At 66.0% G+C, this 19,832-nt stretch carries 20 protein-coding genes; 13 read left to right on the forward strand and 7 right to left on the reverse strand.

The window, feature by feature from the left end; all coding sequences use genetic code 11:
• Window positions 1-16 precede the first annotated feature (16 nt).
• The gene (locus tag ACK8OU_RS05725; protein ID WP_410302402.1) at window positions 17-1,243 is read left to right on the forward strand and encodes a DUF2235 domain-containing protein; all 1,227 of its coding nucleotides are present in this window, start codon (window positions 17-19) and stop codon (window positions 1,241-1,243) included.
• Window positions 1,244-1,283: 40 nt separating this feature from the next.
• On the opposite strand, the gene ACK8OU_RS05730 is transcribed toward ACK8OU_RS05725, so the two are convergent.
• The gene (locus ACK8OU_RS05730) at window positions 1,284-1,436 is read right to left on the reverse strand and encodes an entericidin EcnAB (RefSeq protein ID WP_410302403.1); all 153 of its coding nucleotides are present in this window, start codon (window positions 1,434-1,436) and stop codon (window positions 1,284-1,286) included.
• 156 nt (window positions 1,437-1,592) lie between these two features.
• Between ACK8OU_RS05730 and ACK8OU_RS05735 the strand changes: the two genes are divergently transcribed.
• The 3 genes from ACK8OU_RS05735 to ACK8OU_RS05745 all read left to right on the forward strand — a co-directional run bounded on the left by ACK8OU_RS05735 (window position 1,593) and on the right by ACK8OU_RS05745 (window position 2,737).
• The gene (locus ACK8OU_RS05735) at window positions 1,593-1,913 is read left to right on the forward strand and encodes a YajG family lipoprotein (protein ID WP_410302404.1); all 321 of its coding nucleotides are present in this window, start codon (window positions 1,593-1,595) and stop codon (window positions 1,911-1,913) included.
• An 80-nt stretch (window positions 1,914-1,993) separates the two neighbouring features.
• Entirely contained in the window at window positions 1,994-2,179 is a 186-nt protein-coding gene (locus ACK8OU_RS05740; protein WP_410302405.1) for a hypothetical protein, read from the forward strand.
• Window positions 2,180-2,245: 66 nt separating this feature from the next.
• Window positions 2,246-2,737, forward strand: coding sequence for a cytochrome b (locus ACK8OU_RS05745; RefSeq protein WP_410302406.1), 492 nt, complete (start codon window positions 2,246-2,248; stop codon window positions 2,735-2,737).
• 18 nt (window positions 2,738-2,755) lie between these two features.
• On the opposite strand, the gene ACK8OU_RS05750 is transcribed toward ACK8OU_RS05745, so the two are convergent.
• Entirely contained in the window at window positions 2,756-3,517 is a 762-nt protein-coding gene (locus ACK8OU_RS05750) for an alpha/beta fold hydrolase (RefSeq protein WP_410302407.1), read from the reverse strand.
• 89 nt (window positions 3,518-3,606) lie between these two features.
• Here ACK8OU_RS05750 and ACK8OU_RS05755 point away from each other — a divergent pair, with 89 nt between their 5' ends.
• Window positions 3,607-3,978 (forward strand): hypothetical protein, encoded by a 372-nt coding sequence (locus ACK8OU_RS05755; RefSeq protein ID WP_410302408.1) that lies wholly within the window; start codon window positions 3,607-3,609, stop codon window positions 3,976-3,978.
• Window positions 3,979-4,025: 47 nt separating this feature from the next.
• On the opposite strand, the gene glyA is transcribed toward ACK8OU_RS05755, so the two are convergent.
• A complete protein-coding gene (glyA, locus tag ACK8OU_RS05760; RefSeq protein ID WP_410302409.1) occupies window positions 4,026-5,318 on the reverse strand; it encodes a serine hydroxymethyltransferase in 1,293 nt (430 codons plus the stop codon).
• Between the two features lie 166 nt (window positions 5,319-5,484).
• Here glyA and ACK8OU_RS05765 point away from each other — a divergent pair, with 166 nt between their 5' ends.
• Window positions 5,485-6,246, forward strand: coding sequence for an NAD kinase (locus ACK8OU_RS05765; RefSeq protein WP_410302410.1), 762 nt, complete (start codon window positions 5,485-5,487; stop codon window positions 6,244-6,246).
• A 15-nt stretch (window positions 6,247-6,261) separates the two neighbouring features.
• Here ACK8OU_RS05765 and prpE read toward each other — a convergent pair whose 3' ends face one another.
• Both prpE and ACK8OU_RS05775 read right to left on the reverse strand, forming a co-directional pair.
• On the reverse strand, window positions 6,262-8,154 hold the full coding sequence (gene prpE / locus ACK8OU_RS05770; protein ID WP_410302411.1) for a propionate-CoA ligase PrpE: 1,893 nt from the start codon (window positions 8,152-8,154) through the stop codon (window positions 6,262-6,264).
• Between the two features lie 295 nt (window positions 8,155-8,449).
• Entirely contained in the window at window positions 8,450-10,729 is a 2,280-nt protein-coding gene (locus tag ACK8OU_RS05775; RefSeq protein ID WP_410302412.1) for an NADP-dependent malic enzyme, read from the reverse strand.
• 157 nt (window positions 10,730-10,886) lie between these two features.
• On the opposite strand from ACK8OU_RS05775, the gene ACK8OU_RS05780 reads away from it, so the two are divergent.
• The 6 genes from ACK8OU_RS05780 (at window position 10,887) to ACK8OU_RS05805 (ending at window position 16,041) form a co-directional block, all read left to right on the forward strand.
• The gene (locus ACK8OU_RS05780) at window positions 10,887-11,279 is read left to right on the forward strand and encodes a cytidine deaminase (protein ID WP_410302413.1); all 393 of its coding nucleotides are present in this window, start codon (window positions 10,887-10,889) and stop codon (window positions 11,277-11,279) included.
• The gene (locus ACK8OU_RS05785) at window positions 11,279-12,586 is read left to right on the forward strand and encodes a thymidine phosphorylase (protein WP_410302414.1); all 1,308 of its coding nucleotides are present in this window, start codon (window positions 11,279-11,281) and stop codon (window positions 12,584-12,586) included. Before ACK8OU_RS05780 ends, ACK8OU_RS05785 begins: the two co-directional genes overlap by 1 nt.
• A gap of 1 nt (window position 12,587) precedes the next feature.
• Window positions 12,588-13,799, forward strand: a complete 1,212-nt coding sequence (locus ACK8OU_RS05790; protein ID WP_410302415.1) for a phosphopentomutase — start codon at window positions 12,588-12,590, stop codon at window positions 13,797-13,799.
• On the forward strand, window positions 13,800-14,780 hold the full coding sequence (locus ACK8OU_RS05795) for an adenosine deaminase (protein ID WP_410302416.1): 981 nt from the start codon (window positions 13,800-13,802) through the stop codon (window positions 14,778-14,780). It abuts the gene before it with no gap.
• Window positions 14,773-15,405 carry a uracil phosphoribosyltransferase gene (gene upp, locus ACK8OU_RS05800; RefSeq protein WP_410302417.1) on the forward strand — a complete coding sequence of 211 codons (633 nt, stop codon included), beginning with the start codon at window positions 14,773-14,775 and terminating at the stop codon, window positions 15,403-15,405. The genes ACK8OU_RS05795 and upp overlap by 8 nt, the downstream gene beginning before the upstream one ends.
• 75 nt (window positions 15,406-15,480) lie before the next feature.
• Entirely contained in the window at window positions 15,481-16,041 is a 561-nt protein-coding gene (locus tag ACK8OU_RS05805) for an SPOR domain-containing protein (RefSeq protein WP_410302418.1), read from the forward strand.
• Window positions 16,042-16,045: 4 nt separating this feature from the next.
• On the opposite strand, the gene ACK8OU_RS05810 is transcribed toward ACK8OU_RS05805, so the two are convergent.
• Window positions 16,046-17,062, reverse strand: coding sequence for a hypothetical protein (locus ACK8OU_RS05810; protein ID WP_410302419.1), 1,017 nt, complete (start codon window positions 17,060-17,062; stop codon window positions 16,046-16,048).
• A 77-nt stretch (window positions 17,063-17,139) separates the two neighbouring features.
• A complete protein-coding gene (locus tag ACK8OU_RS05815) occupies window positions 17,140-18,762 on the reverse strand; it encodes an AMP-binding protein (RefSeq protein ID WP_410302420.1) in 1,623 nt (540 codons plus the stop codon).
• A gap of 93 nt (window positions 18,763-18,855) precedes the next feature.
• Here ACK8OU_RS05815 and ACK8OU_RS05820 point away from each other — a divergent pair, with 93 nt between their 5' ends.
• Complete coding sequence (locus ACK8OU_RS05820; RefSeq protein ID WP_410302421.1) at window positions 18,856-19,779, forward strand: DMT family transporter; 924 nt, start codon at window positions 18,856-18,858, stop codon at window positions 19,777-19,779.
• Window positions 19,780-19,832: the final 53 nt, after the last annotated feature.

A 19,832-nucleotide genomic window follows, 5' to 3' on the forward strand; every position in this document is an offset into this window, starting at 1 on the left:
GTGGGATAGGGGCAGGATGCGCGGGCAGTGGGCAAACCGGCTGCGGCTTGGCGGCGCGATCAGGGCGCTTTGGTCGCGTGTGGGCGCGCTCTTGCGCGGCCCCGCCGCCCCGGAACCCGGTGCTGCCCCGCCGGTCCGTCCGGTACGCGGTGCGCAGGACCATGTGATCTTGCTGGACGGCACCCGCGGCAGCCTGCGCGCGGGCGAAGAAACCTCGATCGGGATCCTGTATCATTATCTGCGTGCGACCAATCCGCGTGCTTCGGTCTATTATGGCAAGGGGTTGCAGTGGCGCGAATGGCGTGACCTGTCGGATGTGATGCTGGGCTGGGGCGTCAACCGCCAGATCCTGCGCGCCTATGGCTGGCTGGCCAGCCGCTACCGTCCGGGGGATCGCATCTTTCTGATCGGCTATTCACGCGGCGCCTTTGCGGCGCGGTCACTGGCGGGCATCATCGACCGCGTTGGCCTGTTGCGTCATCCGGACGCGACCGAACGCAACATCCGCCTTGCCTGGCGCTATTATGAGGCGGAAAAGCCGCCCCCCGTCGCCGCGATCTTTCGCCGCCGGTTCTGCCATGACGACACCCGGATTGAAATGGTGGGCGCGTTCGACACGGTCATGGCGATCGGGAACCGGCTGCCCTTTCTTTGGATGCTGCACGAACCGCGCTATCGCTTTCATGATCATCGGCTGGGGCCGTCGGTCAATCACGGCTATCAGGCGCTGGCACTGGACGAAAGCCGCTCTGTTCTGGAGCCGCTGATCTGGGACAGCGGCGCCACCGGGGCCGCGCGTATTGAACAGGTCTGGTTCAAGGGCTGCCATGGCGATATCGGCGGCCAGCTTCCGGGCTTTGAGACGGCCCGACCGCTGGCCAATATTCCGTTGGCCTGGATGCTGGAACGGGCCGAGGCGCTGGGCCTGGCGCTGCCACCCGGCTGGCGCGCGGATTTCCCCTGTGATCCGGCCGCGCCTGCGGCGGGCAGCTGGCGCGGTTGGGGCAAGTTTTACCTGCTGCGTGCCCCGCGCGTGGTCGGCCGCGACCGAAGCGAGCGTATTCATGAAAGCGCGATCGGTGGGCGGCGTGACTGGCGGATGATCCTGCGCCCCTGGATCGCCCGGCAGGATCGGCGGGCCGAACTGCTGCGTCTGGCCCGGCAACAGGCGGGGGAAGAGCCGGACCCGGGCGGGTCATCCGATCTGCGGGCGTCGGACCTGCCCGTGCAGGATACCGCCTGATGACACAGGCAGGGTGGTCATGTGCGGGTGCCTGCGCGCGCTACATTGCCGCCTGGGCCTTGCGCGCTTCGCTGGTGATGGTCTGCCCGGCGGTGTCGATATCGCGCGCGGCGCCCTTCACGGTTTCACAGGCGCTCAGCATCAGCAGGGCGAACAGGGCAATTGGCAGGGTTTTCATCGCAAGACGGTCCATGGGGTCAGGTCGAACATAGCAAGCCCGCCGCCGCCTGGCCAGCCCGCCCCGCATGGCTGTGCGCGGGGGCGTCCTCCGGCGTCCGTGGTGTTTCGCGCGGCAGGGTGACGGATGCGGCGTAACACATTGTTAACTTTATCGTGCGAAAAGTCGCGAATGCGTAGCCTTTTGCCCCTGGTCTTTGCCCTTATGCTTGCCGCCTGCGCCTCGCCCGCGCCGCAGTTTTTCGGCGCGGCGCGCCACGATGTGGTGCTTGAGGGGTATCGCTTCACCGTCTTTCTGAAAGACGACCGGGCCGAGGTCATCCGCCACGGCTATCTGACCCGTGCCCGCCGCGATGCCGTGCCCGCCCTGATGATCCGCGCCGCCGAACAGGTTTCAGGCTGCCATGTGGCGGGTCCGGCGGGCGGGCGGTTCCGCTCGCCATCCTTGCCCGGCGATACCGGTGAGGCGCGGTTTGATCTGGATTGCCCCTGACCGAACCTGACGCAGATCAAGGTGATGGCGGACGAAATCTGTTTCATGGGGTGTGAATGCCTGTAGCAAAGGAAATTGCCATGTTCCGTCTGTTTTCCCTTATCTACGCGCTGTCCGGCCCGACGCTTGCGGGCGTTCTGATCGTGGCCGCGCTGACGATGAACATGTTTGATACCAGATCGATCATCGCGGCGGCCGTGGCCGGTTTTGTTCTGGGCATTCCCGCTGCCTGGCTGGTCGCCCGCCAGATCAGTTCGAATGGCTGAGCCGCGACGGAAGCGCCGGGGCAGATCGTTACAGCCCTGGGGCGCGGTGCCCCGAAGGAGAGAGATATGACCCAACCCCGGGGCTATACGACCGTGCAGATTGGCCTGCACTGGATCGTCGCGGTGCTGATCGTCCTGCAATATGTGTTCAAGGATGCGATTTCGGCGGCCTGGCGCGCGTTGCGGCTTGGCCAGGAAACGGGCTTTGATCCGCTGGTCGCGCAGCATGTCTTTGGCGGCATTCTGATTATGGTACTGGTGGTGTGGCGGCTGGTGTTGCGTGCGCGCCACGGTGCGCCGCCGCCACCCGACCAGGAAGCGCCTGCGCTGAAGCTGCTGGCCAAGGCGACGCACGGGCTTTTGTATCTGCTGATGCTTGGCCTGCCGGTTTCGGGCGCGGTCGCCTGGTTCGGCGGTGTCGGACCCGCCGCTGGCACGCATGAGGTGATGAAGACCCTGTTGTTGCTGCTGGTTCTGTTGCACGTTGTGGGCGCGCTTTACCACCAGTTCGTGTTGAAGACGAACCTGATGGCGCGGATGAAGCGGTCGACGGCCTGATGCGGTGCCAGCGCCCGTTCAGGCGATGAAGTCGCGTACCACGGCCTCAAACTCGCGTGGGCGCTCGGCATGCAGCCAGTGCCCCGCCTCGCCGATTTCGGTGAAGCGGGCTGCGGGGAACTGGGCACGGATCGCGGCATGGTGTTCGGGCCTGACGTAATCGGACCGCGCGCCGGAAACGAACAGCGCGGGTCCGTCAAACCGGCCCGGGGTTCCGGGCCAGCCGGTGATGCCGTCCATTTCGTCGCGCAGCACGTTCAGGTTCAGTTTCCAGCGCGGCGGATCGGCTTTCAGGTCCAGCGATTGCAGAAGGAAGGCGCGCACGCCGGGATCGTCGACGGTTTCGGCCAGCCGCCGGTCCGCCTCGGACCGCAGGGTCAGCCCGGTCAGGTCCAGCGATTGCATCGCCTCAACCAGATGGTTCTGCGAATGGCCATAGGCCACGGGGGCGATGTCGGCCACGATCAGGCGGCGGACCAGCCCGGGCCGGGTCAGCGCCAGCTGCATCGCGGCCTTGCCCCCCATCGAATGGCCCAGCACATCGGCCATCCCGCCGTGGTCGTCGATCACGCGGGCCAGATCGGCGGCCATGTCCGCATAGCCATGGGCGTCATTCCAGGGGCTGTCGCCGTGGTTGCGCTGATCGACGGCGATGACCAGCCGATCCTCGGACAGGCGGCGCGCGATCACGCCCCAGTTGCGGGCCGACCCGAACAGGCCATGCACGATCAGAAGCGGCGGGTGGTGCGAGGGCGCACCATGCAGGTGATGGTTCAACATGGCCGCAAGCTAGCGCAGGCCCGCGTTGCCCGCCAGCCCCGTTGCAAGGCGCCGGGACCGGGGCTAGGCTGACCGCGGAAGGAGCGCCAATGGACCCGATGGCCTTGCAGCAGATGACCGACCGTGTCGCCCGGCTGATGGAACAGCGGCTGGGGGCCAGGGGCGATGGGTTGCAGGCCAGGCTGCGGGCGCGGTCGCGCGCGTTACCGCGCAAGGTGCGCCGCGCCGTCGCGGTTCTGGCCGAGGCCGAGGCACTGGCCGCCGCCCCCAAGATTGCCCGCCAGCTGGACCCCGGCCAGGTACGGAAGGCCCATGACATCGCCGTTCACCACCTGCAGCCGTTGGGCGCGGGCGCGCGGTTGCGCGCGACGGTTCTGGGCATCGCGGCCTCGGTCGTGCTGGCGCTGCTGGTGACGGGGGCAGGGGTGCTGGCGGTTATGGTCTGGCGCGGGCTGATCTGAAACGAAAAGGGCCCCCGCAGGGGCCCTTCGCGCCTGTGACCCTGGGATCAGAGGTTCGGATAAATCGGGAAGCCAGCGCAAAGCGCGGCGACCTTGGCCTTCACGGCATCCTCGACCGCGCCGTTGCCGTCTTCGCCATTGGCAGCCAGGCCATCGATCACCTCAACGATCAGGCGGGCGATTTCGCGGAATTCCGTCTCGCCAAAGCCACGGGTGGTGCCGGCGGGCGTGCCCAGACGGATGCCCGAGGTCACCATCGGCTTTTCCGGGTCGAACGGGATGCCGTTCTTGTTGCAGGTGATATGCGCGCGCCCAAGCGCCTTTTCGGTCGCATTGCCTTTCACGCCCTTGGGGCGCAGGTCTACCAGCATCACATGGGTGTCGGTGCCGCCGGTGACGATATCAAGGCCACCTTTCATCAGTTCATCCGCCAGCGCCTGGGCGTTCCTGATGACCCGCTGGGCATAGACCTTGAATTCGGGGCGCAGGGCCTCGCCGAAGGCGACGGCCTTGGCGGCGATCACATGCATCAGCGGGCCGCCCTGTATCCCGGGGAAGATCGCCGAATTGACCTTTTTCGCGATATCTTCGTTGTTGGTCAGGATCATGCCGCCGCGCGGGCCACGCAGGGTTTTATGCGTGGTGGTGGTGGCCACATCCGCATACGGGAAGGGCGAGGGATGCGCCCCGCCCGCGACCAGACCCGCGAAATGGGCCATGTCGACCATCAGCCAGGCGCCGACCTTGTCGGCAATCGCGCGGAACCTGGCAAAGTCGATCTGGCGCGGAATCGCCGAGCCGCCGGCGATGATCAGCTTGGGCTGGTGTTCAACCGCCAGCGCCTCGACCTGATCATAGTCGATCAGGTTGTCCTGCTGGCGCACGCCATATTGCACCGCGTTGAACCACTTGCCTGACTGGTTCGGCGCCGCGCCATGCGTCAGGTGCCCGCCCGAGGCAAGGTTCATGCCCAGGATGGTGTCGCCCGGCTTGATCAGCGCCTGGAACACGCCCTGGTTCGCCTGCGAACCCGAATTCGGCTGTACATTGGCAAATTCGCAGCCAAACAGCTGTTTGGCGCGTTCGATCGCCAGATTTTCGGCCACATCGACGAACTGGCAGCCGCCGTAATAGCGCTTGCCCGGATAGCCTTCGGCATATTTGTTCGTCATGACAGAGCCCTGGGCTTCCATCACCGCCGCCGAGACGATGTTTTCGGACGCGATCAGCTCGATCTCGTCGCGCTGGCGGCCAAGCTCATCGCGGATCGAACCGAACAGTTCGGGGTCGCGGGTGGCAAGGCTTTCGGTGAAGAAACCGGCGTCACGTTGCGCAGTCATGGGCGTCTCCTGCAAGGGGTCATCGGGTTTGGGCGGAGCTTTATCGCAGTTTTCCCCACGCCGGAAGCGTTCAAAACGCGCAAGGGTCAATTTGGGCCCGGGCATTGGCGCTTGTCTTTCCGGGCGGGTCTTGCCACACCTTGGAAAAACAGGAAGGACATGGCCCGTGGCACAGGCACAGCACATCCATTTTGCCGCATCGACCAGCGCCAGCGCGCAAACGGCGCTGGCGGCGCTGGTCGCGCGCTATGGTCAGGTGCCGCGCTATGCGGCCGATGTGATCGTGGCGCTGGGGGGCGATGGCTTCATGCTGCAGACCCTGCATGAAGGTACCGGCCTGCCGGTCTATGGCATGAACTGCGGCACGATCGGCTTTCTGATGAATGACTATTCCGAAGACAGCCTGACCGAACGGCTGGCCGCCGCGGAAGAGGCGGTGATCAACCCGCTGTCGATGCGCGCACAAACCGAGGATGGCACGCTGCACGAAATGCTGGCGATCAATGAGGTGTCGTTGCTGCGCGCAGGCCCCCAGGCCGCCAAGCTGCAGATTTCCGTCAATGGCCGCGTGCGGATGGAAGAACTGATCTGCGACGGCGCGATCCTGTCCACCCCGGCCGGGTCCACCGCCTACAACTACTCTGCCCATGGGCCGATCCTGCCCATCGGGTCGGATGTGCTGGCGCTGACCGGCATCGCCTCATTCCGGCCGCGGCGCTGGCAGGGCGCGATCCTGCCGCGATCTGCCGTGGTGCGGTTTGACGTGCTGGAGCCCGACAAGCGCCCGGTCATGGCGGATGCCGATTCCCGATTTGTCCAGCCGGTGATCTGGGTCGAGGTGCGGTCCGAACCCCAGGTCGAACACCGCATCCTGTTCGACCCGGGCCATGGGCTGGAGGAACGGCTGATGCGCGAACAGTTCGCCTGATCGCGCGTCGCCCGTTCAGGCCGCGGGATACCCCAGCCCCTTCAGGGCCACGGCGATTTCGTCCAGAATTGCGGGGTCGTCGATCGTCGCGGGCATCTTGAAATCCTGCCCGTCGGCGATCTTGACCATCGTCGCGCGCAGGATCTTGCCCGATCGCGTCTTGGGCAGCCGGTCCACCACGCAGGCCAGCTTGAAGGCCGCGACCGGGCCGATCTGGTCGCGCACCAGCTTGACGCATTCGGCCACCACCGTCTCATGCGGGCGGTTCGAACCCTTGTTGAGGCACAGGAACCCCAGCGGCATCTGGCCCTTCAGCTCATCGGTAACACCGATCACGGCACATTCGGCCACATCGGGATGGCTGGCCAGAACTTCTTCCATCGCGCCGGTGGACAGGCGGTGGCCTGCGACGTTGATCACGTCATCGGTGCGCGCCATGATGTACAGATAGCCATCCTCATCCACATAACCCGCATCGCCGGTTTCGTAATAGCCGGGGAACTGCGTGAGGTAGCTTTTGCGGAAGCGGTCCTCGGCGTTCCACAGCGTGGGCAGGGTGCCGGGGGGCAGGGGCAGTTCGATCGCGATGGCGCCCAGCGTGCCCGGGGCGACGGGGTGCCCGCCTTCATCCAGCACCTGCACGTCATAGCCCGGCATCGCGACCGAGGGGCTGCCCACCTTGGTTTCCAGCTCTTCGATCCCCAGCGGATTCGCGGCGATCGGCCAGCCGGTCTCGGTCTGCCACCAGTGATCCACCACCGGCAGGCGCAGATGGCGCTGCGCCCATTTCACGGTATCGGGATCAGCCCGTTCGCCCGCCAGGAACAGCGCCTGAAGCGAGCGGATGTTGTAATCGCCGATCAGCTTGCCCTCCGGATCCTCGCGCTTGATCGCGCGCAGGGCGGTGGGGGCGGTGAAAAAGGATTTTACCTTGTGGTTCTGAATGACCCGCCAGAAGGTGCCGGCATCGGGCGTGCCCACGGGCTTGCCTTCGAAGACAATGGTGGTGGCCCCGGCAATCAGCGGGGCATAACAGATGTAGCTGTGCCCTACGACCCAGCCCACATCCGAGGCCGCCCAGAACACATCGCCCGCCTCGATGTTGTAGATGTTCTTCATCGTCCAGTTCAGTGCGACCATGTGGCCGGCGGTGTGCCGCACCACGCCCTTGGGCGCGCCCGTGGTCCCCGAGGTGTAAAGCACATAGGCCGGGTGGTTGCCTTCAACCGGCACGCAGTCGGCCGGTTCGACGCCATACTGGAAACTGTGCCACGCGAAATCACGCCCCTCGATCAGCTTGGCCACTTCCTGCTCGCGCTGGAAGATCACGGTGAAGGCGGGTTTGTGGGCCGCCTGCTCGATCGCTTTGTCCAGCAGTGGCTTGTAATGCACCACGCGGCCGGGCTCCAACCCGCAAGAGGCCGCGATGATCGCCTTGGGTTTGGCATCGTCGATCCGCACCGCCAGTTCATGCGCCGCAAAGCCGCCGAAAACGACGGAATGGATTGCACCCAGCCGCGCGCAGGCCAGCATCGCCTCAAGCGCCTCGGGGATCATCGGCATGTAGATGATCACGCGGTCGCCCTTCTCTATGCCCTTGGCGCGCAAGGCGCCCGCCAGGCTTGCGACCCGGTCGCGCAGTTCGGTATAGGTGATGCCCTTGGTGGAATGGGTGATCGGGCTGTCGTGGATGATCGCCAGCTGATCGCCCCGCCCGGCCTGTACATGGCGATCGACCGCGTTCCAACAGGTGTTGCAGCGTGCATCGGCAAACCATTCGTAAAGCGGTGCCTTGTCGGCAAACAGCGCCTTCGAGGGCGGTTGGTCCCAGTCGATGGAACCTGCTGCCTGCATCCAGAACCCCTCGGGGTCGTTCTTCCAGGCGGCGTAAACGTCCTTGTATGCCATTGAATGCCTCCTCCTCAGCTTGGGGGCTTGTAACGAGAGGCGGCAGATTCGAGCAAGTTTGTTACCGCCAAAGGTCTGGAGGAATTTGCAGAAATATGCGCGCGTGATCCGCAAATTTTTGCAAACCTGCGGAAAACCGATGTTTTGCGGCTGGCTCTGGTGCGATTTGCAAACTGCCGTGGCGCAGGTCGCAAAGCGGGGGGCTTTCCGCCCCCCGCGCCCCCCGAGAGTATTTTGCCAAGAAGAAGTCAATGTTGCTTCTTCTTGGTGAAAAATACTCCCCCCGGAGGGCCGCTCAGCCGTAATGCGCGACGGGGGTGCCGGCGATTGCGGACATGTTAAGCAGTCCCCGTGCCGTGATCGAGGGGGTGACGATATGGGCACGGTTGCCCATGCCCATGAGGATGGGGCCCACCTCCAGCCCGCCGGCCTTCATCTTCAGGATGTTGCGCACGCCCGATGCGGCATCGGTATTGGCGAAGACCAGGACATTCGCGGCACCTTCTAGCCGCGACCCGGGGAAGATCCTGTCGCGCAGGTGCTGGTCAAGCGCCGCGTCGATGTGCATTTCGCCTTCATAACAGAAATCGGGGTCGCGCTGGTCCAGAAGTTCCAGCGCGCGGCGCATCCGGCGGCCCGAGTCGGTATCGAGATTGCCGAATTGGGAATGCGAGCACAGCGCGATCTTGGGCGTCAGGCCAAAGCGGCGCACATGCCGGGCCGCGCCGACCACCGTTTCGGTGATCTGCTCGGGCGTCGGTTCGTGGTTTACATGGGTGTCGGCGATGAACAACGGGCCATCTTCCAGGATCATCATTGACAGCGCCCCAACCGGGCTGAGCCCGTCGCGCGCCAGAACCTGCCGGATGTAATTGAGGTGCCACAGGTACTGGCCGAAGGTGCCGCAGACCATGCTGTCGGCCTCGCCGCGGTGGACCATCACGGCGGCGATTGCGGTGGTATTGGTGCGCATCACCGCCCGCGCCAGATCGGGCGAGACGCCACGGCGCGCCATCAGGTCGTGATAGGTTGTCCAATAGTCGCGATAGCGCGGGTCGTCCTGCGGGTTGACGATCTCGAAGTCGGTGCCGGGACGGATCGGCAGGCCCGCGCGTTCGCAGCGTCGCGCGATGACATCGGGGCGGCCGATCAGGATCGGCTTGTCGGTGGTTTCCTCGATCATCGCATTGGCGGCGCGCAGGACGCGTTCATCCTCGCCCTCGGCGAAGACGATCGAGCGGGTGGCCTGGGCGGCGGCTTCGAACACGGGGCGCATCAGCAGCGCGGATTTGAAGACCGATCCGTCGAGCCGTGCCTTGTAGGCGGCGATATTGTCCAGCGGGCGGGTTGCCACGCCGGTTTCCATCGCCGCGCGGGCCACGGCGGTGGCGACGGTTCCGATCAGCCGCGGGTCGAAGGGTTTGGGGATCAGGTAATCCGCGCCGAAGGTCAGTTTTTCACCGCGATAGGCCGCGGCTGCCTCGGCCGAGGTGGTGGCGCGGGCCAGCGCGGCGATGCCCTCGATGCAGGCGATCTGCATTTCATCGTTGATCGTGGTGGCACCCACATCCAGCGCGCCGCGAAAGATGAAGGGAAAGCACAGGACGTTGTTGACCTGGTTGGGGTAATCCGACCGCCCGGTGGCGATGATCGCATCGGGCGCGGCCGAGCGGACCTGATCGGGCAGGATTTCAGGCGTCGGGTTCGCCAGCGCGAAGATGATCGGCCGGGCGGTCATCCTGGCCACCATTTCGGGCGTCAGCACGCCGGGGCCGGACAGGCCCAGGAACATGTCGGCCCCATCGATCACCTGATCAAGCGTGCGCAGGTCGGTCTTTTGCGCAAAGGCCGCCTTTTGCAGATTCATGTCGATCTCGCGGTCCGCATGGACAAGGCCGTGGATGTCGCACAGCCAGACGTTTTCGCGCCGCACGCCCAGTTTCAGCAGCATGTTCAGGCAGGCGATGCCTGCGGCGCCGCCGCCGGTCGAGACGATCTTGATATCCTCGAATCGCTTGCCCGCGATGCGCAGGGCGTTGCTGGCGGCCGCGCCAACCACGATGGCGGTGCCGTGCTGGTCGTCGTGAAAGACGGGGATGTTCATCCGTTCGCGGCAGATCTTTTCGACGATGAAGCAATCGGGGGCCTTGATGTCCTCAAGGTTGATCGCGCCGAAGGTGGGTTCGAGCGCGCAGACCAGCTCGGCCAGTTTTTCAGGGTTGGATTCGTTCAGTTCGATGTCGAAGGCGTCGATATTGGCGAATTTTTTGAACAGGACGGCCTTGCCCTCCATCACCGGCTTGGCGGCCAGCGCGCCGATGTTGCCCAGCCCCAGAACGGCAGTGCCGTTGGTGACCACGCCGACCAGATTGCCGCGTGCGGTATACCGGGCGGCCGTGGCGGGGGCCGCCCTGATTTCCAGGCAGGCTTCGGCCACGCCGGGCGAATAGGCGCGCGACAGGTCGCGCCCGTTCGCAAGTGGTTTCGTGGCGCGGATTTCCAGCTTTCCGGGCTTGGGGAATTCGTGATAATCCAGCGCTGCCTGACGGGCGGTATCCTGCCGAGCCTCTTCCATGCGTGCCTCCTTGAAAACTGGTTTAGCCTTAAACTAAATCTCTGCCCGGGGGAATAGGGTGCCTGCGGGGGTGGCGGCACCCTGCCCGCCGCTGCGGTGATGCTTGCATCGCGGTCCTGCCCGGCGCAGAATCGTCCAAAACCGACCGGAGGGTGTGATGTCGCTTGTCGAAGCTGCGCGCGAGGCGCGCGAAAACGCCTATGCCCCCTATTCCCGATTCAAGGTGGGGGCGGCCGTGCGCGGCAAGTCCGGCCGGATTTATCGCGGGGTGAATGTCGAGAATGTGGCCTATCCCGAAGGCACCTGTGCCGAGGCCGGCGCAATCGCCGCCATGGTGGCCGCGGGTGAGACAGAGCTGATCGAGGTGGCGGTCATCGCAGACAGCCCGTCACCCGTGCCGCCCTGTGGCGGATGCCGGCAGAAACTGGCCGAATTCGGGCGTCACGATACGCCGGTAACGCTGGCCACGGTCGATGGCGGGCGGCTGGATACGACGGTGGGTGATCTGCTGCCGGGTCGGTTTGACATTTCGCACATGGACCGGGCCTGATGGATGCGCGCGCGATCATCGCCGGGGTGCGGGATGGCCGTGGCCTGACCGCCGAGGCCGCGCGCTGGTTCGCGGCGGGGTTGGCTTCGGGTCAGGTGTCGGATGCGCAGGGGGGCGCCTTTGCCATGGCGGTGCTGCTGAAGGGCATCGGCGCGGAGGGCCGTGTGGCATTGACGCAGGCGATGCGCGACAGCGGGCAGGTGCTGCGCTGGGATCTGCCGGGGCCGGTGGTGGACAAGCATTCCACCGGCGGCATCGGCGATTCGGTGTCGCTTTTGCTGGCCCCCGCGATGGCGGCCTGCGGTCTTTATGTTCCCATGATCTCGGGCCGGGGGCTGGGCCATACCGGGGGCACGCTGGACAAGATGGAATCGATCCCCGGTTATCGCGCGGTGCCGGGCGTGGATGTGATGCGCAAGGTGGTGGCCGAGGTCGGCTGCGCCATTCTGGGCGCTACCGATGAAATCGCCCCCGCCGATCGCCGCCTGTATGGCATCCGTGACATTTCCGGCACGGTGGAAAGCATCGACCTGATTACCGCGTCGATCCTGTCCAAGAAACTGGCTGCGGGGCTTGGGGCGCTGGTGCTGGATGTCAAGGTGGGATCGGGGGCCTTCATGAAGACGATGGCGGATGCCCGCGCGCTGGCGCGTTCGCTGGTCGATACCGCCAATGGCGCGGGCTGCAAGACATCGGCGCTGATCACCGACATGAGCCAGAGCCTGGGCCACAGCGCGGGCAATGCGCTGGAGGTGATCGAGGTCATGGAAACCCTGACAGGAACCCGGGTCAGTGAATCGCTTTGGGATGTCACGGCCGCGCTGGGCGGCGAGGCGCTGGTGCTGGCGGGGCTGGCCCCCGACCTGGAAAGCGGTGTGGCAAAGATCGATGAGGCGCTGGAAACCGGCCGCGCCGCCGAGGTGTTCGGCCGCATGGTCGCCGCCCTGGGTGGGCCTGCCGATTTTGTGGAACGCTATCCCGACCGGCTGCCTTCGGCCCCGGTGATGCGCCCCGTGCCCAGTCCGCGGGCGGGCTTTGTCGTCACCGTCGATGCCGAGGCGCTGGGCCATGCGGTGGTGCATCTTGGGGGTGGACGGTTGGTGGGAACCGACCGGGTCAACCCCTCGGTGGGGCTGTCGCGGCTTGCGCCGATCGGGGCCGAGCTGTCGCCGGGCGCGCCGCTGGCCTTTGTGCATGCCGCGACCGATGCCGCCGCCGATGCCGCCGCCGCCGCTGTGGTCGCGGCTTATGGGTTGCACGACGCGCGGGCCGGGGAACCGGCCCTTGTCCACGAAAGGATCGCCTGACATGCCGCGCGCATTCCTGATCGTGATGGACAGTGTGGGCATTGGCGGTGCGCCGGATGCAGGGTCCTATTCCAACGATGGCCACCCCGATACCGGCGCCAATACGCTGGGCCATATCGCGCAGGCCTGTGCCGCGGGCCGTGCCGAACAGGGCCGCTCCGGCCCGCTGCGGATGCCCAATCTGGATGCGCTGGGGCTGGGGGCGGCGATTGAACTGGCCTCGGGCATGGCGGCGCCGGGGTTGGGGGTTGATCCGCGCGGGCTTTGGGGTGCCGCGACCGAGGTGTCGAGGGGCAAGGACACCCCGTCGGGGCATTGGGAACTGGCTGGTGTGCCGGTGCCGTGGGACTGGCACTATTTCCCCAGGACAATCCCCGCCTTTCCCGCCGATCTGTCGGCCGAGATCGCGCGGCGGGCCGGGACGGATGGCATCCTGGGCGATTGCCATGCCTCGGGCACGGATATCATCGGCCGGCTGGGCGGCGAACATCTGCGCAGCGGCTGGCCGATCTGCTATACTTCGGCTGACAGCGTGCTGCAGATTGCCGCGCATGAAGAGGCGTTCGGCCTGGACCGGCTGTTGCGGCTGTGCGCTGCCCTGGCACCGCGGCTGCATGCGATGAAGGTGGGCCGGGTGATCGCGCGCCCCTTCACAGGGACCGAGGGCGGCTTTGTCCGCACGCCCAACAGGCGCGATTTCGCGATTCCCCCACCTGCGCCGACGCTGCTGGATTGGGCCAGTGCCGCCGGGTGCACAACCCATGCCGTGGGCAAGATTGACGACATCTTTTCCGGGCGGGGGATCACGCACCGCCACAAGGGCAAATCCGATGCCGATCTGATGGACGACCTGATCGGCCTGGCCGAGGGGGCGGAAAACGGATCGCTGATCTTTGCCAATTTCGTAGAATTCGACAGTATCTTTGGCCATCGCCGCGATGTGTCGGGCTATGCGCGTGCGCTGGAATGGTTCGATGCGCGTGTGGCCGAATTTCTGGCGCGCCTGCGGCCCCGCGATCTGGCGATCTTTAGCGCCGATCACGGTAATGACCCGACCTGGACGGGGACCGATCACACCCGCGAACGCGCGCCCGTTCTGGGCTGGGGGCTGGGCGCGCGCGCGGTGGGGCAGGTGGGCTTTGCCGATGTGGCGGCCTCGGTCGCGGCGCATCTGAACATTCCGGCCCAGGGGCCGGGGCGGAGCTTTCTGTAGATGATCCCAAAAATAGAACTGCACCTGCATCTGGAAGGCGCCGCACCGCCCGACCTGATCCGTGCCATGGCGCGTGAAAAGCACGCCGACATCAGCGGCATTTTCGATGCGCAGGGCAATTACAGCTATGCCGATTTCCGGGACTTCCTGCGCGTCTATGAGGCGGCGACCTCGGTTCTGACCACGCCCGAGGATTACGCCCGCCTGACCCGCGCGGTGCTGGAACAGGGTGCCCAATCGGGCGTGATCTATTGCGAAACCTTCCTGTCACCCGATTTCTGCGGCGGGCGCGATCCGGTTGCCTGGCGCGAATATCTGCACGCGATGCAGGAGACCGCCGCCGCCGCGGAACGCGATCTGGGGATCACGCTGCGCGGTATCGTCACCGCAATCCGCCATTTCGGCCCGGAAAAGGCGCGTGAAACGGCGATCTGCGCGGCGGAAACGGCTGGCGCCTTCATCGTAGGGTTTGGCCTTGCCGGTGATGAAAGGATGGGCCGGCCCCGTGATTTCCGCTGGGCCTTCGATTGCGCGCGCGAGGCGGGGCTGTGCCTGACCGCCCATGCCGGTGAATGGTCAGGCCCGCAATCGGTGCGTGAGGCCTGGAAGGATCTGGGGGTTGCGCGCATCGGCCATGGCGTGCGCGCCGCCGAAGACCCCCGTCTGGTCGATGAACTGGCCCATGCGGGCATCGTGCTGGAGGTTTGCCCGGGGTCGAACGTGGCGCTGGGGGTCTATCCGTCCTGGGCGGCCCATCCGATCACGCGGCTGCGCGACCGGGGGGTGAAGGTCACCGTCTCAACCGATGACCCGCCCTTCTTTCACACCACGATGAACCATGAATACGATCGCCTGGCCGAAACTTTCGGCTGGGATGACGCCGACTTCGCGGGGCTTGCCCGTACCGCGGCCGAAGCCGCCTTCTGCGATGCCGAGACCCGTGCCAAGCTGCTGAAACAACTGGAGAAAACCGATGACTGAACATCTGACCGTGGTCACCCACCCTCTGGTGCAGCACAAATTGACGCTGATGCGGGAAAAGAACACATCGACTGCCGGGTTCCGCCGCCTGTTGCGCGAAATCAGCCTGCTTCTGGCCTATGAGGTGACACGCGGTCTGGAAATGACCACGCGGGTCATCGAAACCCCATTGTGTGAGATGGAGGCCCCCGCGCTGGGCGGCAAGAAGCTGGCGTTGGTGTCGATCCTGCGGGCGGGCAATGGGCTGCTGGATGGGATACTGGAACTGATCCCGGCGGCACGGGTGGGCTTCATCGGGCTTTACCGCGACCCGGAAACGCTGCGCCCGGTGCAATACTATTGCAAGGTGCCGTCGGAGCTGGAAGACCGCATGGTGATCGTGGTCGATCCGATGCTGGCCACCGGCAATTCCTCGGTTGCCGCCATCGACCTGCTGAAGGAAAAGGGCGCAAGGAACATCCGCTTCCTGTGCCTTCTGGCCGCGCCCGAAGGGGTCGCGCGGATGCAAGACGCCCATCCTGATGTGCCCATCGTTACCGCGGCGCTGGATGAACGGCTGAACGATCATGGCTATATCGTGCCCGGTCTGGGCGATGCCGGTGACCGGATGTTCGGCACGAAATAGCGTGATGCTTTACGCCGGGCCGGGTTTGGGGCAAAGGCCGGGCGTCGGGTTCATGATACGGGGGCGTCGGGCGGAATGGGTCTGGTTCGGTTGGTTGGGGTGGCGGTTGCGGCGATGGTCCTTGGCGGTGCGGCCCTGGCGCAGGGCATGCATGGCACGGTGCCCGCCGAGTTTCCCCCCGCGGGGTTCCGGGGCGCGGTCTATGTCGACAGCACCGGCTGCGCTTTTCGCCGGGCAGAGGATGTGGGTGGCGGCATCCGCTGGGATCCGCAGCGCGCGCGCGATGGCAGCCAGCTGTGCGGTTACGCGCCCAGCGTGATGGCGCCCGCCACCGACCCGGCCCCGGACATGCCGGTGCAGGATGCAGCGCCCGCCAGGCACGGGCCGCGCAGCAAGGCGCAGCCCGCCGCGGCGCCGCGTTATGTCCAGGTCGGCGTCTTTGCCGATCCGGCAAATGCACAGGCCGCGAAGCAACGGATCTGGGCGCTGGATCTGCCGGTATCGGTGGCGCAGGGGCGACGCGGGGGCAGGCCGCTGCAGGCGGTGCTGATCGGCCCGCTTGACACCCCTGCCGCCTTGCGCGCCGCCCTTGCGCAGGCGCGGGGGGCGGGCTTTGCGGATGCCTATCTGCGCTAGGCGATCAGCCCTCGCAGATTGCCTGCAGCGCGATCCACTGGGCATCTTCCAGCACCGGTTGCGGTGCAGGCGCACCCTTGAAGGGATCGGCCTCGATCAGCGCCAGAACGCTTTCGCCTGATGGGTCCAGCGCATAGGCATAGGGTGTGGCGCTGACCCCTGCGGCGGCAAAGGCGGCCAGTAATTTGTCGTCCCCGGGCCTGGTCGGGCGTTCGGCCAGCAGATGTTCGCCATAGCCGCGCAGCGCATCGGCGGGCATGTCCCCCGTGGTCAGCAGCCGGAAGCTTGCACCGACGCCGGCCCAGCGCAGCAGCTTCAGCAGCGGGTCTTCTTCGGGGCTTTCGGGTTCGGCGGCGATGACATGGCCCGCGGCCACCTCGGGGGTGTCATGATCCTCGGCCAGGGTGCGACCGATGACGGTAATCCGCCCGGGCAGACGACGCGCCCCGGTCAGCGCATTCGGCAGCACCACGATCCGGTCGGGCCCGGCCAGCCGCGCGGCCAGCGCCTCAAGTGCTGCGGTGCCCGCGGGGCTGGTACAGGGGGCGCCGGTCAGGGTGGCCAGTTCCGCCAGAACCTGCTGGCCGATCTCGGCGCGTTTGGCCAGCGGCGCGACCGATGCCGCGTGCCGCGTCATCGCGCCCGGCAGCCAGAACAGCGCCAGACCCGCGACCAACATCCCAAAGCCCCCCAGCAGCGCGCCGCGCAGCCGCCCCGGATGCGGGCGGCGGGATTCGATGATCGCATGGACCTTCTCGATCGCGGCGATCATCGTGTCGTCGGACAGTTCCAGTTCTTCCCCCGGTTCTTCCGAGGGGGCATAGATCGCCGGGCGCTTGCCGGGATTACGCCGGATCGTGGCGGGCAGCGACCAATGCGCAAGCGCGCGTGCCGCTTTGTCGTCTGAAATGACCAGCGTGGCATCGCCAAAGGATACGATCACCTCGCGCCGCTGCGCGGTGGGCGCATCGCGCCACAGGCCGGGGCATTCAAGCCGCTGATATTCGGAAAGCGCGGTCATGCGCGGGGGCTGCTCCTGTTCATTGCGGGCAGGATAGCGGATGGGGCCGGGGGGTCAATCGCGCCCGGCCCCGGCGCTTACAGCAGCTTGGCCACGGCGCGCAGCTCGAATTTCTGGATCTTGCCGGTCGAGGTTTTCGGCAGATCGGCAAAGATCACGCGCTTGGGTGTCTTGAAGCCCGCCAGCCGTTCGCGGGCAAAGGCGATGATCTGGTCCTCGGTCGCGCTGGCGCCGTCCTTCAGTTCGACAAAGGCGCAGGGCACCTCACCCCATTTGTCATCGGGCTTGGCCACCACCGAACACAGCGACACCGCCGGATGGGCGGCGATCACGCCCTCGACCTCAACCGAACTGACGTTTTCCCCGCCCGAGATGATGATGTCCTTGGCCCGGTCGGTGATCTTGATATAGCCGTCGGGATGCATGAAGGCGATGTCGCCCGAATGAAACCAGCCACCGGCGAAGGCCTCGGCGGTGGCTTGGGGGTTCTTGTAATAGCCCTTCATCGTGGCATTGCCGCGCATCACGATTTCGCCCAGATGGGCGGCGTCGCGGGTAACCTCGTGGCCCTGATCGTGGACGGTGATCGCCTCCATCATCGGCATCAGCACGCCGGTGCGCGCCTTGATCGCGGCACGCTCAGCGCCGGTGATGGCGTCCCATTCCGGTTTCCAGGTGCATTCGGTGGCGGGGCCGTACACCTCGGTCAGGCCGTAGACCTGGGTGACGTTGAAACCCAGCGGTTCTATCGCGGCCAGGGTGGCGGCGGGCGGTGGGGCGCCGGCGGTAAAGACCTCGACGATGTGGTCGAACGGGCGGCGGTCGGTCTCTTTCGCGTTGACCAGCGTGTTCAGCACGATCGGCGCGCCGCCGAAATGGGTGACGCCGTGGTCCGCGATCGCGTCATAGATCGCCTTTGCGGTGACATCGCGGCAGCAGACCACCGTGCCCCCCAACAGCGGCACCATCCAGCCATGCGTCCAGGCGTTGCAGTGAAACAGCGGCACGATGGTCAGATAGACGGGGTAAAGCTGCATCCGCCAGCTGATCAGGTTGCCCATCGTCGCCAGATAGGCGCCGCGGTGGTGATAGACCACGCCCTTGGGGCGCCCCGTGGTGCCCGAGGTATAGTTCAGCGCAAGGCTTTCCCATTCATCCTGCGGCATGATCCAGGCAAACATCGGGTCGCCCTGGGCCAGAAGATCCTCGTATTCCAGATAGTGGCCTGTGGCGGGGAAGCCGGCCTCGGGGTCGGCCACCTCGATGATTCGGGGTGCGGGGCCCTGCATCTGCTTGATCGCGGTTTCGGCCAGTTTCAGGAAGGCGGTGTCGCACAGCACCACCCTGGCCCCGCCATGTTCAAAGATATAGGCGACGGTATCGGCATCCAGCCGCGTGTTGATCGTGTTCAGAACCGCGCCGCAGGCGGGCACGCCGAAATGCGCCTCAAGCTGGGGGGCGGTGTTGGGCAGGATGGTGGCCACCACATCGCCCGGTTTCACCCCGCGCGCCGCCAGGGCCGAGGCCAGCCGGCTGACGCGGGCGTGATAATCCACATAGCTGCGCTGGACCGACCCATAGATCAGTGCGGTGCGTTCGGGAAACACCTCAAGCGCGCGGTTCAGATGCGACAGCGGGGTCAGTGGTACATGGTTTGCCGCGCATTTTTCCAGCCCGGTTTCGTCCGCCAACCAGCCCATATTCGTCTCCATGTCGCAAAAGATGTCGCTTCCGGGCGGGATTATTGGCCTGTGACGGGCTCTTTGGAAAGGGGTAAGCATGGAGATGCGGATATGGCGATGGCCGAGGCGGCGTCCGCGCCGGTAAACAGAACGCTGGCGGCGGCCGGGGCGATCACGCTTTATGCGGTGTTGATCGGGTTCACCGACAATTCCGTGCGCTTTATCGCCCAGGATATCGGCCTGTGGCAGTTTCTTGCCACGCGCACGGTGTTTGTGGTGGCGCTGATGTTGCTGGCGCTGCCGCTGCTGCGGCTGGACCTGCGCCCGCGCGACCTGCGCGCTGTCGCGGCGCGCAGCCTGCTGCATGGCGTGGCGCTGATGTGCTATTTCGCGGCCTTCGCCTTTCTGCCGGTGGCACAGGCCGCCGCGGGGCTGTTCACCGCGCCGATCTTTGTCCTGCTGATCGCGCGTTTTGCCTATGGCCAGCCGATCGGACCGTTTCGCATCGCGGCTGTGGTATTTGGTTTTCTGGGCATTCTGATGGTGTTGGGGCCGGGGCTGGCGTCGATCGGGCTGGCGGTCGTGGTGCCGGCGCTTGCGGGGTTTTTCTATGCGCTGGGGCATATCGCCACCCGCCGCTGGTGCGCGCGCGAAAGTGCCGCCACGCTGACGCTTGGGTTCTTTCTGGCGCTGGGGATGTTCGGGCTGATCGGAATGGGGGGGCTGCTGGCCTTTCCCCAGGCTGTGCCGCCGGATATGGCGGGGTTCGTGCTGCGCGCCCCGGTCGTGCCGTCGGCCGAGGTGCTGCTATGGATCCTGGTGCAGGCCATCGGCGCGCTGCTGGGCCTTTTGGCGATGGTGCGGGGCTATCAGCTGGCCGATGCCAGCCGGGTCGCGGTGTTCGAATACATCGTGCTGCCGGTGGCTGCGCTTTGGGGGTTCTTGCTGTGGGCCGAGGTGCCATCGGCCCTTGCGGTGGGGGGGATGGCCCTGATCGTCGCGGCGGGCCTGCTGATCGCCCTGCGCGGCGACTGACGACCAGACCCGGGCGGCAGATACCGCCCGGGTCTGTCGTTCGGATCGCGCGG

It is taken from the genome of Pontitalea aquivivens (assembly GCF_046507575.1).
Taxonomy (GTDB): Bacteria; Pseudomonadota; Alphaproteobacteria; order Rhodobacterales; family Rhodobacteraceae; genus Pontitalea; species Pontitalea aquivivens.

Coding starts and splice junctions, on each gene's coding strand:
- ACK8OU_RS05725 (WP_410302402.1), top strand. CDS start 17: ATGCGCGGGCAGTGGGCAAACCGGCTGCGGCTTGGCGGCGCGATCAGG.
- ACK8OU_RS05730 (WP_410302403.1), bottom strand. CDS start 1,436: ATGGACCGTCTTGCGATGAAAACCCTGCCAATTGCCCTGTTCGCCCTG.
- ACK8OU_RS05735 (WP_410302404.1), top strand. CDS start 1,593: ATGCGTAGCCTTTTGCCCCTGGTCTTTGCCCTTATGCTTGCCGCCTGC.
- ACK8OU_RS05740 (WP_410302405.1), top strand. CDS start 1,994: ATGTTCCGTCTGTTTTCCCTTATCTACGCGCTGTCCGGCCCGACGCTT.
- ACK8OU_RS05745 (WP_410302406.1), top strand. CDS start 2,246: ATGACCCAACCCCGGGGCTATACGACCGTGCAGATTGGCCTGCACTGG.
- ACK8OU_RS05750 (WP_410302407.1), bottom strand. CDS start 3,517: ATGTTGAACCATCACCTGCATGGTGCGCCCTCGCACCACCCGCCGCTT.
- ACK8OU_RS05755 (WP_410302408.1), top strand. CDS start 3,607: ATGGACCCGATGGCCTTGCAGCAGATGACCGACCGTGTCGCCCGGCTG.
- glyA (WP_410302409.1), bottom strand. CDS start 5,318: ATGACTGCGCAACGTGACGCCGGTTTCTTCACCGAAAGCCTTGCCACC.
- prpE (WP_410302411.1), bottom strand. CDS start 8,154: ATGGCATACAAGGACGTTTACGCCGCCTGGAAGAACGACCCCGAGGGG.
- ACK8OU_RS05775 (WP_410302412.1), bottom strand. CDS start 10,729: ATGGAAGAGGCTCGGCAGGATACCGCCCGTCAGGCAGCGCTGGATTAT.
- ACK8OU_RS05780 (WP_410302413.1), top strand. CDS start 10,887: ATGTCGCTTGTCGAAGCTGCGCGCGAGGCGCGCGAAAACGCCTATGCC.
- ACK8OU_RS05785 (WP_410302414.1), top strand. CDS start 11,279: ATGGATGCGCGCGCGATCATCGCCGGGGTGCGGGATGGCCGTGGCCTG.
- ACK8OU_RS05790 (WP_410302415.1), top strand. CDS start 12,588: ATGCCGCGCGCATTCCTGATCGTGATGGACAGTGTGGGCATTGGCGGT.
- ACK8OU_RS05795 (WP_410302416.1), top strand. CDS start 13,800: ATGATCCCAAAAATAGAACTGCACCTGCATCTGGAAGGCGCCGCACCG.
- upp (WP_410302417.1), top strand. CDS start 14,773: ATGACTGAACATCTGACCGTGGTCACCCACCCTCTGGTGCAGCACAAA.
- ACK8OU_RS05805 (WP_410302418.1), top strand. CDS start 15,481: ATGGGTCTGGTTCGGTTGGTTGGGGTGGCGGTTGCGGCGATGGTCCTT.
- ACK8OU_RS05810 (WP_410302419.1), bottom strand. CDS start 17,062: ATGACCGCGCTTTCCGAATATCAGCGGCTTGAATGCCCCGGCCTGTGG.
- ACK8OU_RS05815 (WP_410302420.1), bottom strand. CDS start 18,762: ATGGGCTGGTTGGCGGACGAAACCGGGCTGGAAAAATGCGCGGCAAAC.
- ACK8OU_RS05820 (WP_410302421.1), top strand. CDS start 18,856: ATGGCGATGGCCGAGGCGGCGTCCGCGCCGGTAAACAGAACGCTGGCG.